Here is a 17,663-nt window from a genome sequence, read left to right on the forward strand (position 1 = left end):
TCTTTTCTGCAAGCATAAAACGGCACCTGCTGTTCTTATCTACATTTTACCGAGGAAAGAACGAGAAAGGTGCTGTTTACTGGAGTGGACTTTAAGAAAGACACGCACTAGTTTTGACGAAAAAAGTGATGTTTCCTTTTCCTGTGCCGAAGATTGAGGAAACAGCTTTCACCCTTTACCTTAGATGCATAATTCCACAGCTAATTGTACTTACGTTAATTTTAGGTTCATACTGCCATTTCATTTCGCTGCGCCTGCGGTTATATTGTTCCTGAATAGGGAGTTTCTGTTCTTCATCCGGTTGTTCTTTGAGTAAATCTTCATAATAAGTATCCAGGACAGCTAGTTCTTCTTCTAAGCGGTTCTTTGCAGCATCTGCCCAGCTGTAATCAAGTAACCGAAGTTTACCCTGGATATGTTTTTCCAGTGACTCAGCTGCTTGCTTGAGAGGAATTCGCCCTCCCTGAACATGCATATTATCGGGGAGCCTTGGACTGAGTTCTCTTTTATCCAGTACGAGGCCAAAGTCTTCTGCAATTCTGCCGGTCAGCAGTGAAATGCCTAGAAAATGAAGTTCCTCTCGTTTGAGATCGCAAGATAGTTCAACTTTAAAGCAGACACTAAGCCATGGCTCGTAAGCTTTTGGAATGGAACCGCTGGCCTGCCTTTTAGAAGGGAGCTCAAACAAGTTAACGTAAGCTCCACCTTCACGAGAAGCCGTGAAAATTTGCTTAAGACGCGGGCTTCCATAGACGATCTGTTCACGAAGTACTCGCCCCGGGCCAAGAACAGGGAGGGAAGGAACGTTTCCAAAGTAGCGTCCCAGCACGGTGTCTTGATTGGCTCCCGTTGTACCGAGTTCCGCAGCCGATTCTAAACTGGCTTGCTGCTTCTGTATTTGTTCAGCCTTTTCATGTGCTTCTTGGTCAAAAATAAAAGTAAAAGACATCGTCTCCGCAGGAGTGCCTGTCCGGTCTACAAATCCCCAGTAATAAGGACGATTGGTGAGTGCTTTATCTGCTTCTACTGATAATTTCACGGTAACATGAGCAGGAGACTTCTCAATCACTTGGCAATCCATTGCTTCAAGATATGTCATAACATAAGACTGTACCTCGTCTTTAGACATCGTCATAAAGAGCTCCCCCTTTTGCGGCTTTTGGCGGAAGAACGAGCTTGCTGCTTCATTGGATCCAGAACGCTGCCTACGGCATCTTTAACAAAAGACGCGTTAGGATGTTGTTTGACCTCTTCTTTGAGCGAATGAATGTTATGAGACAGGGCATTCATTTTTTCATTGATTTCGTCTTCACTTGAAGATTCAAGTATGATTTTCGTGAGACTTTTCTCAATAGATTCTTGTTTCTCAAGCCGTTCAAGGATGACGTCAAGTCCGCCGATGACCATCTCAAACATATTAATTTTTTCATGTAAGAGGTGCAAGATATGCTCTTCAATGGTGCCGCGCGTTGCTAAATTATATATATTCACGTCATGTTGCTGACCGAGCCGGTGAACCCGCCCAATCCGCTGTTCAACTCGCATCGGATTCCAAGGCAGATCAAAGTTGATCATGTTATGACAAAACTGCAGATTAATTCCCTCACCGCCGGCTTCTGTAGCGATCATAACTTGAACCCTTCCGCGAAATAGATCCATCATCCAGTCTTTTTTACCCCGGTTCATACCACCCCGGTAAGGTACCGCTGTTAGACCGCGGTCGCGGAAATAGTTAAGCAAATACTCCTGAGTAGCTCGGTATTCAGTGAAAACAATCACTTTCTCATTCATTTCACGAATAAGCTCCATCGTTTTCTCTGCTTTCGTATTCGCTTTGATCGCTTTAATATTGGCAACAAGATCCCAAATTCGGTCACGCCACGGGGAATCTGGGGCCAGTTTCTTAGATAGATTTACAAGAGTAACGAATACAGCATCACGACTGCTGCATACTTCACGTTGTAAAGTTACCATCGAGAACATACTGGTCATATTACCTCCCGCTGAGTGAAACTGGTCTTTTACGAAAGCGGTAACTCCATCATAAAGAGCTTGCTCTTCCGGTGAGAGGGTGAGATTAATATTCGTAACTTTACGTTTCGTAAATTGAACAGGCCCTTCGCCTCTGCGATTACGAATCATAACTTTAGCCAGCTCATCCTTCAGCTGATCCTCATTTTTCGCCATTCGTTTGTCAACGACAAAATTAGCGGCAAAGTCGCCTTGACGTCCTAGTTGTCCTGGTTTTAAAAGTGTAATGAGATTGAATAACTCACTTAAATCATTTTGGACCGGCGTTGCAGTTAACAATAGACAATACTTTTTACGAAGTTTCAGCATAAATTGATAATTAGAAGTTTTTTTATTTTTTAATTTATGGGCTTCATCGACGATAATCATATCGTAGTCAGTACTCATGAGTATTTCCTGATGGGGGTCGCGCTTGGCTGTATCCATGGAAGCGACAACAATATCATTTTGCCAGGAGTACGCTTTTTTCTGTGCGACCGCCGGTATGCCAAACTTAGAATTGAGTTCTCTTACCCATTGCAGAACAAGTGATGCAGGGACAAGAATAAGGACTTTAGATACGAGACCGCGAATTAAATATTCTTTTAAAATAAGGCCCGCTTCAATCGTTTTCCCAAGACCTACTTCATCTGCAAGAATGGCACGCCCCGACATTTCAAAGAGCACTCTGCGAGCAGTGTCAATCTGATGCGGCAGCGGTGTAAGCTCAGGGATATGTTTTAAGCACTGCATATCATCAAAACTTGGTATGAGTCCTCTTTCTTCAGCCTCTACGGCAAGCTGAAAAAGACGATAGTCGCCCCATGGTCCGCCTTTGTCTAGTCTATTTGTAAGTTCATTAAGCCAATTTTGATCAAAGTGAATTGGAACGGGCAGTGGTTCCGGCTGAAAGCTCGCGCGGTCAGGTGATATTTTTCTATTCACTGGTGTTATTGCCTCCCCTGTCGTCTCTTAAGTCTTCATAGTATGGACGAAAGCGAAGAGATTCATAACTGAGTCCGTATTTAACGATAGAAGCGATAGAATAAAGGTCATGAAATTTATTTGACTTACCATAGGCGCGTATACATAATGGCTACATACAATATAATTGTATATAATGGTTAGGCATCATGAAGCGATTTTGTTTTGTACAGCAGTAGGAGGGACACAGGGTGAATAAACAATTCATACAATGTAATGCAGATTTATCAGCTTATTCTACTTATGAGATCGGAGGCAAAGCTAAATATCTAGCTGCGCCTGCCACAATAGAGGAATTAACTTCTGTACTAGAATTTGCAAAAGAAAAAGAATTAAAACCATTTTGGTTTGGCATGGGATCGAACATCCTTTTTCCGGATGAACCAAAAGAAGATATGATCTTTATCAGTCTTAAAGAATTGAAAGAAACCCATATTGATGAGAAGGGCTGGTTTGTTTCTGCTGGTATGCCGATGTCGCATCTATCGCTTATTGGTCTTGCTTCAGGAACAGCTGACTTTGATTTTTGTTTCCTGCTTCCGGGTACAGTGGGCGCAGGAATCTATATGAACGCGAAATATTATAACAGACAAATTTGTGACATTCTTGATACTGCCTTTTATATTGATTTGAAAGACCCGGAATTCAAAGTGCAGAGCATTCACGTAGATGGATGCGGGTATAGTTACAAAAATTCGATCTTTATGAATAATGATTGGATTATTGTGGGCGCATACTTACACCATCCTGACTTTAACGCGCTTGAGCAGGGCATACGTGAAGTGGGAAGACTAGAGCAAATCGTAGAATACCAAAACCCATCTGTCTTGCCTAATTTCTATAAATACTACACTGCTATGGCCGAGACTTGGGCACAGGATCATGGAGCAGAGGTTCCTGAATCGTTCAAAAGCGTAATTCAGGATCGCGGAAGTAAGTTCCATTTTGATTATCCTTCTTGCGGATCTGTTTTCAAAAACAACTATGATTTTGGTGAACCAATGGGTAAAGTGGTCGATCGGCTGAACATGAGAGGGACGGTGCACGGGGGTGCATCTATTTCATCTTGGCATGGAAATATGATTGTAAATCAAGGGAATGCAAAAGCAGAAGATATCGTACATTTGGTTGAACAAGTGAAAAAATCAGTGAATGAAGCATTTGATTTTATCCCAGAAGAAGAACTCATTATTGTAGAAAAGAAATAAGATTATATAGTTAGTCCATGATAATTAAAAAACCAGGTCTGGTTCCTTTTGTTGAACTGTACCCTATTGTTAGATACACCTAACAATAGGGTACGGTTCATATTAGGAATCTTGACCTGGTTTTTTGTATGATTCATAAGTTTATGATAAAGTTAACATAATAAATAGCTATTTTTGGGCAAAGAAAGCTGATTTTGTTCGTTTAGGCGCTGAATGTGATGATAAGAATTTCTATATCTGAGAGTATAGACTATGATTGAATTATTTATTTTCTATTATCAGAAAGGTGAGAAATTCGGGTGGTAAATAACAATGAGCTGCAGGCAGAAGAACTAGAAATGTTTGACCAGTTTTTAATGGCGTTTATTCGGTTTAAACATAAAATATATGCAGAACAGCAAAAAGAACTTAATCACAAGCTAAACCCCACAAAGATACGAATCATATATATGTTATCTCGTGAACGTCTCATGGCGGTTGATATTGTAAAGCGGCTCCAGCTTACTTCGGGGGCAACCACGGTCATACTTAACCAATTGGAAGCAGAAGGATACATTATCCGGGCTCGAAGTGAGGAAGACAGACGAATCGTGTGGTTATACCTAACGGAGGAAGGGCAGCACGTTGCAGATAAGCTGCGTGAAAATCGCGAACGTATGAATAAAGAGATTCTAGGGCTTCTATCAAAAGAGGAGAGAGTACCTTTTCTGGATATCGTTAAAAGAATCGAAGAACGAATCCTTGCTGCTCTTACATAAAAAGAACCAGACTCTTGAAGCCTAGGGCTGCCTTGAGTTTGGTCTTTTTTATAATTTGAATCTTTGAATATGGTCATATCGCTTTTCTTGTAATAGAATTTCTTTTTGCCTTGACCCCAGAAGATCAAAGTGCGGGAATGGTTCTCGATGATGAATATATTTGGGATTAAGTTCATGCTTTTTGCACCAGCGCTGTAATCGCTTAAGATCAGAGCAACCTACCTTTGTAACGCTGGTTATACCAGGAAAACGGGGGTCAATCCAGTAATGAGTCAGATAAGCAATTTGACCTTCTCTCACTTTTTCTTTCCACTCACTCAGTTCACTTCGTGTAATGCCAAAAGCCATGTTATTCATCCTTTGCTTCATTACGTTTAGACGATCTATTCTTATATTTTACCTCATAAATGAGATAGAAGCGAACAGGATACGGAAAAAACCGTGCTGTATTTATCAGAATATAAAGCTCATAGGAAAGAAGCAAGAGAGGAATTGATGAAGAGATATGGAGCTTTTTATAACCATACTTATTATGCTCATAATTATTGGCTTATCCAACGTAATTAACCGGTTTGTTCCATTTATTCCGGTACCGCTTATCCAAATTGCGCTTGGAGTGGTCTTTGAAGTTGTTCCTTTCGGGATTCACCTCGATTTAAATCCAGAACTTTTTTTTGTGCTGTTCATCGCTCCGCTGCTCTATAATGATGGACGTAAAACACCGCGAGATGAACTGTGGAGTCTTCGTACTCCAATTTTGCTGCTTGCACTAGGACTCGTCTTTTTAACCGTACTTGTCGCAGGTTATGGTATTCATATGCTGATTCCAAGCATACCGCTTCCCGCAGCGTTTGCGCTTGCGGCCATATTATCTCCAACGGATGCTGTAGCGGTAGGAGCCATGGCTGAGCGTGTTCATCTGCCAAAGAGTATATTGCGGACGCTTGAAGGTGAAGCGCTTATGAACGATGCTTCCGGTCTTGTCGCTTTTAAATTTGCGCTTGCTGCGACGGTAACGGGTGTATTTTCTTTAGCAGATGCTTCTATTAGTTTTGTAATTATTGCGGCCGGCGGACTGCTCCTTGGGGCAGTGATGTCTTTTCTCATTCGTAAAATCGGAGTGTTGCTTCGAAGACTAGGCATGGAAGACGTAACCGTTCATATGCTGATTCAAATTATTACGCCATTTATTATTTACCTCGTAGCTGAAGAACTTGGTTTATCAGGGATTTTAGCGGTGGTCGCAGGTGGAATTATCCATGCTATTGACCGAGATCGGGCGGATACGATTCAGCCCAAAATGCAAATTGTGGCAGAAAGCACTTGGTCTGTAATTGTATATATACTAAATGGACTTGTCTTTGTTATTCTCGGCTTACAGCTGCCGAATGTAATCAGTAAGATTTGGGATAATAATGCATTCAATCATGTGCAGATTATGACCTATATTTTCATCATTACGCTGATGCTGTTTGTTCTGCGTTTTCTATGGATTTATGCATTTGAGACGACAGCATGGAAAACGAATAAGCAGGAAAAACCGCTTTTGAAACATATTATTTTAACAACCTTATCTGGTGTACGCGGAGCTGTGACGTTAGCCGGTGCCTTTTCCATTCCCTTTGTGCTGATGGATGGATCCCCGTTTCCTGAACGAGATCTCATCCTCTTTATATCTGCTGGGGTGATTCTGCTTACCCTGATTACAGCGAGTGTCACACTTCCGCTTATTGCAGATAAAGAAGAGGAAACCGGCGCAGATGTCGCTCAAATTCGTGCGTTAACCAAAATATTTGATCGTTCCATCCAAGTAATTAAAGCCGAGATGAATGATGACAATAAAGCGGCCGTGTTGTCGGTGATCGCGGACCTCAACAAATACTTGAACCGCTATTCGGCTCAAGACGATAAGAAAAAATGGGGAAGCCATTATCAAAAACAAGAAATGTCCATTCGAATGAAAGCCATTCATGCAGAGCGAAAAGAAATTGAGCACCTTCTGAAAACAGGAGAAGTCAATGAAGAACTGGGGATATTCTATTTAAAAGTTCTGGATCGACGTGAAATTGTCATGTCCAGCCGAATGAAATCACAGATTTGGTCTTCTTTACGCAGTATTGGGCGAACGATCGGAAGAGTCTTTATGAAGAAACAGCTGGATCCAAGCAACCCAATGAGAGAAAGAGTCAATGCATCTCGGAACCTTCGTATTCAGACCTGTGAGAGTGCGATCACAGCGATCCGAAATCAAATGAACGATGAAAACAGAGCTGCATCACTGACGATTATTTCTCATTATGAACGGATCTTATTCATGCTTCGTGCAGGTGCTACCGAACTTGATGATAATGCATTTAATGAGAAGAAATTGGAGCTGCAAATTAAAGCGATTCAGGAACAAAGGAATGCCGTTCAAGAGTTGTTTGAAACGGGCGGAATCCAACGGAACACAGCTGCTTCTTTACGTCATTATATAAACAGTTTAGAATCTAATCTTCTCAGTGAAGAATAAAGAAAATCAGTTTAATTAAAAGAGTTGTCCTGTTGCCGCACTGGTGATGGGATAACTCTTTTTAAGTTGAAACTCATGATGGATGTATTTTTTTACAAAACAGAAAATTATATATTTCCTGAGCGCTTGTGGGATACTACGGAGCAGTTATGTACACAAGACAAATGTAAGGTGAGGATGATATGACAATAAGAAAATGGTGCATTGCACTAGCATCCGCTATACTTGTATGTTCGATGATCGCCTCCGAGGCAAAAGCTATTCAGCCCATAGTAAAGGACAGAACGTATTATGAAAAAAGAGGCGATATTGTATGGGAAGCTCCTATTTCTAAAAAACAGATTGCTCTTACCTTTGATGACGGACCAGATGAGCTGGAAACGGTACAAATTTTAGATCTGCTTAAAAAATATGACGCGAAAGCTACCTTTTTTGTAGTGGGCCAGCAATCAAAAAAGAAAGCTCATCTTATTCGCAAGGAGATTGAAGAAGGTCATGAAGTGGGAAATCACACCTATTTTCATACTTTTGCAGATAAAATTAAAAATAAAGAAGATTATATGAAAGAACTGGAAGACACAGATCGTTTAATTGAGGAAGCGGGTGGACCCAAACCAACCCTTTTTCGCCCGCCGGGCGGTGTATATAACGACATTGTGCTAGACAGTGCTAAAAAAAGGGGATATACAATTGTGTTGTGGTCTTGGCATCAGGATACAGAGGACTGGAGCAGACCAGGAAAACAGCGTATTATTAATAAAGTACTTCGCAATGCCCGTAATGGGGATATCGTTCTTTTTCATGATAATGTACATGGACAGAGTCAGACAATAAAAGCACTAGAGCGAATATTACCCGAACTGAAAAAGCAAGGGTATCAGTTTGTGACAGTATCACAGCTGCTGAAGACGAAGGAAAAGGAAGTCATGGAATTACCTTAAATCATGGGATGGCTAGAAGAGAAGGGGAGAAATAAAGAGATGAATGGAAACAGCAGAGCCGATATCCGCGCAGGAATTGAAGTTGATATTGTACTTAAACAGGATCAAAGAACAGGGAAATTAACGAGGGGAATGGTCAAAGATATTTTAACCAATACTCCGTCACATCCGCATGGCATCAAGGTTCGTCTTGAAAACGGTAAGGTAGGCAGAGTAAAGCATATTCTACAAAAGTAAAAGATAGTGTAGCAATCAAAAAGATGAGAAGGACTCCGCATGTAGGAGTCCTTTTTTGGCTTTTATTAAGCGCTTCGCCTCACGAATTGTTTCAATAACTAGATTGTTTTTACTTTTATGTTGAAAATTAAGTAGAAAGTGAGTACTATAACCTGTAAGTGATTCATTTATATATTTATAAATCGATTTACATTTATTCAAATCAAACGATTATCTACATAGGAGGCAGAAGAATGAGCAATTTTAATGAAAAACTCATTGCACACTATAAGTTCGATAATGCAGCACACCTTGGTGAAGACAGCTCAGGAAATGGACATGATGGCGAAGCTATGGGCACGTTGAAACCTGAAATTACACGTATCGCAGGCAGATCTGCAGCTCAATTTCCAGGTGGAGCAAATGGAACTTCTTATATACAGCTTCCATCTAATTTACTAGCAGATGTAAGCGATAACACAGGTCTGACTGTGACAGCATGGGTTAATCTTGGTAAAGGTTCGAACGTTTGGGAACGAATTTTTGACTTTGGTAAAGGTGAACAAGGGCCTTATGCCTTTTTGACCCGTCAGCTTAGAGGGACTCTATATGCTGGAGATGATCTGGTCGTAGACCCAGGTCGGGGATTTACTGCCGGTGAATGGATGCATATTGCATTTTCGGTGACAGGTACAGAGGGTGGTAAACTGAGCAGTGCTGGTCCGGTTGTCTATGTGAACGGAGAAAAAGTCGCAGACGGTTCCATCAGTCAAACTTCCAGTGGAACGTATGCTAAGCTGCGCAGCTGGTTCGATACGTTTACCAAATCTTCGAATTACAGCCAAAATTATATTGGACGTTCTCAGTATGCAGCCGATGTGGACTTTACGGGTTCGCTATCTGATTTTCGGATTTATCGGGATGGTCTGACGATCGATGAAGTGATTGAAGTCATGTGTGAGTCATTGACCGATGAAGAGATTGTAAAACTTGCAGGAGATAAATATTTGTCTTTTCCAACGAAGATTGTTACAAAAGACATAACACTCCCTGCTAGTTTACTAGGCGGTAAAGTACAAGTCAGCTGGAACTCAAGTAATCCGGAATCTCTATCTCATACAGGTAAAGTTCAGTCCATTACATCTGCTGAGGAAATCACACTCCGCGCGGTATTAAGTAAAGGAGAAAGTACGCTGAGCAAACATTTTGAGATTTCGGTTGTACCGGGGCATCTTCCACCCTATACAGTAACGATACACGGAGATCAAAAAGTAGCAGATATCAGTGAAGTGATGTATGGTCTCTTTTATGAGGATATTAATAACGCGGCGGATGGCGGAATTTACGCAGAGCTGGTACAGAATCGTTCGTTTGAATCTTTTGCCTTCGATACGTACTCACCTGAATCAGGGGAATGTGGCTGTTCTACAGGCCGAAATCGTGATCCTTTGTTTGCGTGGTCTGGAGACACCCATCTGATGAACCCGCAAAATAAAGGCGGATTAAATGAATACTTTGGAGCCAGTGATCCAGAAGTGAACGCTTATTATGTAACGGTTCAAAATGGAGCAACGATTTGCAACCGTGGATTTTCGGATTCCAATCACCATTGTGCGATGTCGATTAAGCAGGGAGAAGACTATAACTTTACCATTTGGGCAAAAGCAGATGCTCCTGGTTATATAACCGTTCAATTGCAAGATGCTGATAATAAACCGATCAGTGAACCGATCACACTGCAAGTAGAAGGCGGGGGCACATGGAGAAAATACGGTGAGCAGGATCAAGAGAGCATTGTTCTTACAGGTACGGGAACGGCTCTTGGTCAGCTGGTTCTTACCTTTGAAGGTGATATTTCTATCGATATGGTGTCACTTACGCCGCAAGATGTGTGGGGAGCAGATCCAGGGGAGAAAGGGATATCCGCTTCAGCACACGCGAACTATACAGGAAATCCAAATTACCGACTGAGAAAAGATCTAATTCAAGCGCTTGCTGACCTGCATCCAACATTTTTACGTTTTCCTGGCGGCTGTATCTCCGAAGGATCTTTTATATGGGAGAATGTCTATGACTGGAAGGACTCTGTAGGCCCAGTTGAGCTAAGAAAAGAGAACTATAATGTGTGGGGTTATATGATGACGATGGGGCTTGGCTATATGGAATACTTCCAATTGGCGGAGGATTTGAATGCTCTTCCGGTTCCGGTTATGGCATGCGGTGTTCTGTGTCAGGCACGTTCTGACTATGCGCATCCGGCAGGCGGAGCTTTGAGGGAGTATTATATTAAGAACTTTACAGATCTGATCGACTTTGCCCTAAGTACAGATATGGAGCATAACCAGTGGGCACAAGTACGCAGCAGCATGGGACATCCGGAGCCATTTGATCTTCGCTACCTGGGCGTAGGAAATGAGAACTGGGGAAATGAATTTTTCGCTAACTTTGAAGTGTTTAAAGCTTCAATTGATGAATATATGGAACGAAACTATCCCGATCATGAACTTCATATTATTTCTACGGTTGGTGCACAGGCAGATGATGATGCATACCAGCAAGGATGGAAATTCCTTAGTGGGAACCTTACCGGCTCAGCCCAGGTGGCTTTTGCAGATGGCAAAGGGGTAATTGAGGAGACGGTAACCTGGTATGAGAATCAGAAGGATTACATGGATACCATTGCAGATGAGCACTACTATAGATCGAATGAATATCTACTGAATAATGCCGATCGTTACAATTACTATGACCGTGCCTACAACGCGGATGGAAGCATAGACTTTAAAAAGACATCCAAGGTATTTGTAGGGGAATATGCCTCCACGGATAAAAATACACTGGCAGGGGCTATCGCCGAAGCTGCGATCATGACCAGTTTTGAAAACAATGCAGATGTTGTCCGCCTGGCAGCCTATGCGCCGCTGTTTAATAAGGTGCTGACAGATGGTACGTACCGCTGGACCCCGGACTGCATCTGGTTTGATGATGAGACAGTGTGGTTTACTCCGAACTATTATGTTCAGCAGATGTTTGCTAAGAGTGTAGGTGAAGAGGTGCTTCGCACATCGTTTGGTACCTACAGCAAAGGTAAGCCGGTGGAACTCATTCCGCACGGAGGAATCGAAATCGCTGCTGGCAATGCCGATATTCTTGTGAAGAAAGTGGTTGTCATTTCGAACAAGGACGGCCGTGTTCTTTTTGAGGAAGATTTTCGGGAACAAGAGGGACCGAGTGAAGCATGGAGTCTCATTCCTGGATCGGAAGGCTATACATCGATGCCTGGCAAAGGATTACTTTTGAAGGCGCAGAAGAGTGGCCTAAACGGGTTGTACCTGATGAATGATGAGTGGATCAACTACAAGGTGCAGGTAGAAGCAAGCCGGATGAAGGGTGAGGATGGATTCTATATTGGTGTAGGACTGACGGATATCTCTCCTGAGAAAAAAGATGTCATCGAGTATGCGATTAATTACGGCGGAGAGGCCACAGGAGTGAAAGTGTACAAACAAGGAATCGAAGGGTATACACTGGGTGATTATTCGTCGAGTACAGCAGCTGGGAACCTCAGAGCGGCAAATTATGAACCACTGGAAAACGAGAAGGATTATGTGATTACCGTGAATTACGGCGGAGAGAATGGAAAGAATCTAATTTGCTCTTATACAGACGGAGACTTCACTAGTAAAACGCTGGATTACAAGCTCGAAGCATATAACCGGGAGGTATTCCATTCGGTTACGAGAGATGCACAGCATGTATATGTGAAATTGGTGAATGCAGATGGTGTCGATAAGGCGACACGGATTAACTTGCAAAATCTAACCGTTCAGCCAAATGCAACACTGGTAACGCTAAGCGGAGAAGAAAGTCTGCTTCATGTTCCGAATGTAAATAAGAAAAATGATGAGAAAATTACACCGCAAGAGCAAAACATAGAACTCCAAGGAGATAGCGTTGTACTTCAGCTTCCTGCGAATTCTGTGAGCTTGCTGGTGATGTCGATCTAGACTAGGTTTTATCTATAAGTTCTTCATCTTGTAGGAAGCCTTTGCACTCCTGACAGGATGGAAGATGATATAACAATGTGAAAGAGACTTCATATAGGAGCCTCTTGGACTGTAGACAAATTAGCCTAAACTAGTTTGCCTGCAGTCCTTATTTATTTTTGTACTTACATTAATAAAATGGCTACGATCGTCGTTACAGTAAGCCCTGTTAGGACAGGGATAAGATTTCGTTTGGCAAGTTCAAATGGACTCACGTTACAAATGGCTGCGGCTGGAATAAGAGCCCAAGGAATCAGCGTTCCTCCTCCCACCCAGATGCCTGCAATCTGTCCAAGTGCTGTGAGCAGAGGAGCTGAATCGATAGAAGCAGAGAACATTTGTGCGATCGAACCGACGAGTGAAATACCAGAAAAACCGGAACCGTCCATTCCTGTAATGGCACCAACGAGCGTCATAATGATTGCACCAATGGTTTCATTAAGTGGAACCAGATGTGCTAAGGCAACACCAAGATCATTTACAATGCCGTGAGACGATTCGGGTAGCGGATTTTGGAACAATTCAGTGAGTGCGGCATCTCCTAGATAAAAGAAAGCAGCAATGGGGATGACAGGACCAAACACACGGAATCCAAATTGAAATCCTTCAATCAGATATTCAGTAGTTTCTTCGAGTCCTTTATTGCGGTGGGCAATAATCGTTACACCAATGAGAATGATTACGGCAGTCCCGCCAATAAGAGCAGTGGCATCGCCGCCTTGGAGTTTAAATATATACATACCAGCAACATCAAGGGCGAAGAAAAAAGGGATGAGTGTTGCAATGATTTGTTTGGTACGAAGAGGAATCGCAAGATCTTCTAGATGAGCCTGATCTGTGGACACTGAATTTTTCGTCTCTTTATCTGTAGAAGGAGATGCTGTCCCAGTAGATTGGAACGCACCTCTTTTCATATCCCTGCGAAGCAGTATATAGGCCGTTACGGTAGAGACGAGCCCCATTGTGATGACAAGCGGTATGCTGGCTTCAAGTACACTAGATACAGGGAGGCCGGCAGCATCGGCAGTCAGCTTAGGTGCACCCTGAATAATATAATCTCCGGATAAAGCGATACCGTGACCAAAAAGATTCATTGCCATGGCAGCCCCAATAGCCGGCAGGCCGACTCGAATGGCAACAGGCAGCATCACTGCCCCAATAAGTGCAACACCAGGGGAAGGCCAGAAGAATAAAGATACGAATAGCATAATGAGTCCGATGCCCCAAAAAGCCATCGTTGGCGTACGCATGAGCTTTGTAAAAGGGGCGATCATTATTTCGTTAATGCCAGTGCGAACAAGCACTCTGCTCATTGCGACAACGATAGAAATAATAAATATGGTGCTGATCAGCTCTTTCGCTGCGTAGATGAAACTACCAAAAATGCCAGATATAGAATCATGAAAGTGATCCGACGCAAGAAAGCCTAGAGAAATAATTCCAAGGACGCAAACGACGGTGGTATCTCTTCTACGAATGAGCAGCCCCATGATAAACACGATAAAAGCTAAATAAACGTAGTGAAGCGGAAGTAATTGAATCACCATAAATTTTCATCCCTCTCACTCTGCCGAGTGTTTGCTTTCTGCGGTATTCTATGCTGCATTTTTTCTGGGTGTTCGTTTGTATGGAGCAGGCATTCCTGAAAACATCATGATTCCTTTGCACTGCATACATTAAATAGAGAACCCCGATTGTAACAGCACAAGGGAGGCGAAATAGATGAAATCTTCAACAGATATCATGTCTCAGACCGAAAGGCTTGGCGCCCATAATTATCATCCACTTCCGATTGTTATTCATAAGGCGGAGGGGGTGTGGGTTGAGGACCAAGAGGGACGGCGTTATATGGATATGCTCAGCGGGTACTCTGCTTTGAATCAAGGGCATCGACATCCTCGTATTATTGAAGCGCTCAAACGACAGGCAGACGAGGTGACGCTTACTTCAAGGGCCTTTTATAATACGCCTCTTGCTGAACTAATGGAAGTACTTACGAAGCTGACAGGGAAAAATAAAATGCTGCCCATGAATACAGGTGCAGAAGCAGTGGAGACTGCGGTGAAAGCGGCAAGGCGCTGGGCCTACCGTGTTAAGGGAGTGGGTCCTGATCAAGCAGAAATCATTGTTTGCGAAGGGAATTTTCATGGAAGAACAACAACCATTACATCTTTCTCATCAGAACCGGATTATAAAAGAGAGTTTGGTCCTTTTACTCCCGGGTTCACCATTATTCCTTATGGAGACATTGATGCACTGAAGGTTGCAATCACACGGAATACGGCAGCTTTTTTAGTAGAGCCTATTCAGGGTGAGGCTGGAATTGTCATACCAAGGGAAGGTTACCTGCGAGAAGCAAGAGAGATTTGCGATCAAGAGAAGGTACTTCTCTTAGCCGATGAAATACAGACTGGATTCGGCAGAACAGGTAAGCGGTTTGCATGTGATTGGGAGAAGGTAGTTCCGGATATCTACATTATGGGAAAAGCACTCGGGGGAGGGGTGCTGCCCGTATCTGCGGTTGCTGCAAATGATGATATTCTCGGACTATTTGAACCAGGATCTCACGGCTCAACTTTTGGGGGGAATCCACTGGCAAGCAGTGTAGCCATAGCAGCACTAGCTGTGATTGAAGATGAAAAGCTTGCAGATCGCTCTCTTGACCTCGGCATGAAGATGCTGAAGAGGTTACAAGCCATCCATTCTCAAGAAATTGTAACCATTCGCGGGCGCGGTTTATTTATTGGCATCGAAACCAAAGGTTCAGCACGGCCGTACTGCGAGAAGTTAATGCAGCTAGGACTGCTGTGCAAAGAAACACATGAAAATGTGATTCGATTGGCTCCCCCGCTCATTATCTCTGACCAGGAACTAGAATGGGCAATAACACAATTGGAGCAGGTGTTTACGTAATACAGACAATGGTAAACTAACAGAAATCGTCATTTTGTTACCCGCTTGCGCAATATAACGAAATGCATAAAAGTATGTCATCGATCAGTGCGGTGAATGTCGAGGAGACGGGATCCATTCGTTCTCGAAAGATGTCATAATATAGTGTGGATTTTATAGTAATATTTTTGGGTAGACGTGAAAGTCTGCCTTTTTTTTGCATGAGAAACAGAAAAAGTTTTACTTTTTCCATATCAAACGCTTACAATTAGTTCGTCCGACATTTTTCGATTATTATTTCAGTCATTCGTCATTATTTATGATATATATCTTTAGATTTGGGGTGGATTACACGGCTATGGTTCGATATCACTTGTTTACGAAAATGGTACTTCTCATTGTAATTATGCTAATTCCTGTTGTGCTGTTATACAGTTACTCGAACAAAATGACAACAAACGTCGTTGTGAGTGAACTCAATCGATCTAGTAGTAATCAACTTGCTTTTTTTCAAAGTCAAGTGAATACAAGCATCGAGGAATTATCCTCCTGGCCTATTATATTAATCCATGATCCGGATATTGAGAGCTTTGAACAACAGGATTTGGAGAGTGAATATCTAAATTTGGATCTTATTAACCATGTGAAAAGAATCCAGAATAAGCTAAGTATTCAGGAGAGTTCTTCGAATTGGAGAAGCAGTTTGAGCTTATATTCATCTTCTATGAAACGTATGATTACCGAAAATGATTCGAGAACATACGATAATAAGGAGCTGGATAATGCCAATTTACCTGGCTGGCAGGTACAAAAAGTGACAACAGGAAATGAAGATCGTTACCTCTTTTCCTGGTATACAGCATCTCCATATTCAGCTAGAGATGTAGTGGGAAATGCGAGAAGTATTATCAAGCTTGAATTCGACAGTACTAATATTCAGGATATGTTGGACAAGTTCAAAAGTAATGGAAGGAGAGATCCTTTTTATTATATACCTGGGACAGGCACCATTTATAACCGCACAGCGGATATTGACCGGAGTAAGGAACTATTGAAACAGCTGGATTTTACCGAAATAAAAGATGTGGATTACCGCACGATTGAGCTTGGAGAGGAAGTCTATAGTGTTCACACGGTGATATCGCCCGCAACAGGCTGGTATTTAATTGATTATATTCCGCTGACCGATGTGCTCGCTCCCATTAAGAACTCGAATCGGTTGTTTTATGGAGCGGTTGCCTGCCTTTTATTTATGAGTTTTTTGGCAGCTTACTTGTTATATGTACAAGTGCAGATTCCAGTCAGAGATTTAATGCACGGCTTTCAGCGTTTAAAGATTGGGGACTATTCTGTCCGGCTTAAGCCAAAAGGACGGAATGAATTCAGCTTTTTATCAGAGCGTTTTAACTCTATGGTTATACAGATCCAAGAGCTGTTCGAACACGTATACCTAGAGCAGATCCAAGTGCGCGAAGCAAGGCTCAAACAGCTGCAGTCTCAAATTAATCCTCATTTTTTCTATAATTGTTTTTCATATATTACGAGTATGGCGAAGCTTGGAAAAACAGATGCAGTGGTTGCGATGTCCCATAACCTTTCCCGATATTATCGTTACACGACACGTCAAGAAAAGGACCTCGTTCCTTTGAAAGAAGAGATTGCTTTTGTCATTTCTTATTTAAAGATTCAAAAGATGAGAATGAGCCGTTTGGATTATGTGATGGAAATACCAGAAGAAATGATGGAACTACTGGTTCCCCCGCTTGTCCTTCAGCCGCTGATCGAAAATGCAGTTATTCATGGAATTGAGAGGTCAGCAGATGCGTCTTTTATTCGCGTATCCGGATTTGAAGATGAGGGGCGTCTATGCCTTGAGGTCGAAGATGATGGACTGGGAATGAATGATGAGGCAATGAAGTTACTACAAGACCAACTTGCCAGACCTATGGACGAACACAGCGGCTGCGGACTATGGAATGTGAATCAAAGAGTGCAGCTGCGGTATGGGGAAAGAAGCAATTTAACCTTTGAAAGATCTCCTATGGGCGGCCTGAAAGCAACGATTTATATAGATAATATAAGGAAGGGATGATCAT

At 42.4% G+C, this 17,663-nt stretch carries 12 protein-coding genes; 8 read left to right on the forward strand and 4 right to left on the reverse strand.

Annotated features, from left to right (window positions below):
- Positions 1 to 175: 175 nt before the first annotated feature.
- Positions 176 to 1,135: a YqhG family protein gene (locus GQY27_RS08155; RefSeq protein ID WP_160033080.1), complete on the reverse strand. Its 960-nt coding sequence runs from the start codon at positions 1,133 to 1,135 to the stop codon at positions 176 to 178.
- Complete coding sequence (locus GQY27_RS08160) at positions 1,132 to 2,955, reverse strand: DEAD/DEAH box helicase (RefSeq protein ID WP_160033082.1); 1,824 nt, start codon at positions 2,953 to 2,955, stop codon at positions 1,132 to 1,134. Before GQY27_RS08160 ends, GQY27_RS08155 begins: the two co-directional genes overlap by 4 nt.
- 230 nt (positions 2,956 to 3,185) lie before the next feature.
- Here GQY27_RS08160 and GQY27_RS08165 point away from each other — a divergent pair, with 230 nt between their 5' ends.
- Together GQY27_RS08165 and GQY27_RS08170 are read left to right on the forward strand one after the other, a co-directional pair.
- Entirely contained in the window at positions 3,186 to 4,202 is a 1,017-nt protein-coding gene (locus GQY27_RS08165) for a UDP-N-acetylmuramate dehydrogenase (RefSeq protein WP_160033084.1), read from the forward strand.
- Between the two features lie 299 nt (positions 4,203 to 4,501).
- Positions 4,502 to 4,960: a MarR family winged helix-turn-helix transcriptional regulator gene (locus GQY27_RS08170; RefSeq protein WP_160033086.1), complete on the forward strand. Its 459-nt coding sequence runs from the start codon at positions 4,502 to 4,504 to the stop codon at positions 4,958 to 4,960.
- 48 nt (positions 4,961 to 5,008) lie between these two features.
- On the opposite strand, the gene GQY27_RS08175 is transcribed toward GQY27_RS08170, so the two are convergent.
- Positions 5,009 to 5,308 (reverse strand): hypothetical protein, encoded by a 300-nt coding sequence (locus GQY27_RS08175; RefSeq protein ID WP_160033088.1) that lies wholly within the window; start codon positions 5,306 to 5,308, stop codon positions 5,009 to 5,011.
- 157 nt (positions 5,309 to 5,465) lie between these two features.
- Here GQY27_RS08175 and GQY27_RS08180 point away from each other — a divergent pair, with 157 nt between their 5' ends.
- From GQY27_RS08180 to GQY27_RS08195, 4 genes are all read left to right on the forward strand, one after another.
- Positions 5,466 to 7,472 carry a Na+/H+ antiporter gene (locus GQY27_RS08180; RefSeq protein WP_160033090.1) on the forward strand — a complete coding sequence of 669 codons (2,007 nt, stop codon included), beginning with the start codon at positions 5,466 to 5,468 and terminating at the stop codon, positions 7,470 to 7,472.
- A gap of 236 nt (positions 7,473 to 7,708) precedes the next feature.
- Complete coding sequence (locus GQY27_RS08185; protein WP_442950892.1) at positions 7,709 to 8,413, forward strand: polysaccharide deacetylase family protein; 705 nt, start codon at positions 7,709 to 7,711, stop codon at positions 8,411 to 8,413.
- A 39-nt stretch (positions 8,414 to 8,452) separates the two neighbouring features.
- Positions 8,453 to 8,650 carry a YwbE family protein gene (locus GQY27_RS08190; protein WP_160033094.1) on the forward strand — a complete coding sequence of 66 codons (198 nt, stop codon included), beginning with the start codon at positions 8,453 to 8,455 and terminating at the stop codon, positions 8,648 to 8,650.
- 233 nt (positions 8,651 to 8,883) lie between these two features.
- Positions 8,884 to 12,636 (forward strand): alpha-L-arabinofuranosidase family protein, encoded by a 3,753-nt coding sequence (locus GQY27_RS08195; protein ID WP_160033096.1) that lies wholly within the window; start codon positions 8,884 to 8,886, stop codon positions 12,634 to 12,636.
- Positions 12,637 to 12,800: 164 nt separating this feature from the next.
- Here the strand turns inward: GQY27_RS08195 and GQY27_RS08200 are convergent, their stop codons facing one another.
- A complete protein-coding gene (locus GQY27_RS08200; RefSeq protein WP_160033098.1) occupies positions 12,801 to 14,222 on the reverse strand; it encodes a hypothetical protein in 1,422 nt (473 codons plus the stop codon).
- A 175-nt stretch (positions 14,223 to 14,397) separates the two neighbouring features.
- Here GQY27_RS08200 and GQY27_RS08205 point away from each other — a divergent pair, with 175 nt between their 5' ends.
- On the forward strand, positions 14,398 to 15,588 hold the full coding sequence (locus GQY27_RS08205) for an ornithine--oxo-acid transaminase (protein WP_160033100.1): 1,191 nt from the start codon (positions 14,398 to 14,400) through the stop codon (positions 15,586 to 15,588).
- 337 nt (positions 15,589 to 15,925) lie between these two features.
- Positions 15,926 to 17,659 carry a sensor histidine kinase gene (locus GQY27_RS08210; RefSeq protein WP_160033102.1) on the forward strand — a complete coding sequence of 578 codons (1,734 nt, stop codon included), beginning with the start codon at positions 15,926 to 15,928 and terminating at the stop codon, positions 17,657 to 17,659.
- The last annotated feature ends 4 nt before the right edge of the window (positions 17,660 to 17,663 follow it).

This window comes from Paenibacillus sp. An7 (genome assembly GCF_009870785.1).
Lineage (GTDB): Bacteria > Bacillota > Bacilli > Paenibacillales > Paenibacillaceae > Paenibacillus.